Source organism: Psychrobacter sp. C 20.9 (assembly GCF_001921765.1).
Classification (GTDB): domain Bacteria; phylum Pseudomonadota; class Gammaproteobacteria; order Pseudomonadales; family Moraxellaceae; genus Psychrobacter; species Psychrobacter piscatorii_B.
In genome coordinates this window covers 1-581 of record NZ_MRYC01000040.1, presented here as the reverse complement: position 1 = coordinate 581, position 581 = coordinate 1, and the positions used below count along the sequence as shown (strand labels likewise).

Below are 581 nucleotides of genomic sequence, written 5' to 3'. Positions count from 1 at the left end.
TCTTGACGTACTTTGACGACAATACAGTCTAAATAGACAATAGGATAAACACTGCTTAACGGCCGGTTCTGCCATGCGGTGATGTCGTCTATGATGTTGTCAGTGACTCTTGAGACAAGAGAGCTTGAGATATCGACGTCGTAAAGCTCTTTGATACTCTCTACAATCTCAGTGGTGGTTTGACCTTTGGCGTAAAGGAATATGATTTTATCATCAAGGCCACTAATACGGGTTTGATGCTTGCGCACTAGTGTAGGTTCAAAGCTGCTACCGCGGTCTCTTGGAGTGGAGATCTCAAGGTCGCCTGTGTCGCTACGGACGGTCTTTTTAGTATGACCGTTGCGCTTATTAGGCTTGTCTGCTTTTTCATGCTTGGGGTATCCAAGATGGTCTTCCATCTCAGCTTCTAAGGCAGTGTCGATAAAAGATTGCATGAGCTGCTTTTGAAAGTCTTTGATGTCATCAAAGCTGTTCATGCTACCAGCCATTTGCTCGGCCAGTTTTTTAAGGTCAGATTGAGTAGTCATTGCTTATTCTCCTGTTAGTGGATTATAAGCAGTTACACAGAGTTTGGGAAACTC

Annotated in this window: 1 protein-coding gene; it reads right to left on the bottom strand. The window is 44.1% G+C overall.

Going from position 1 to position 581, the window contains the following annotated elements; all coding sequences use genetic code 11:
- A partial coding sequence (locus BTW00_RS13725; RefSeq protein ID WP_178379312.1) for a transposase occupies positions 1–527 on the bottom strand: 527 nt, incomplete at its 3' end.
- Between the last annotated feature and the right edge of the window lie 54 nt (positions 528–581).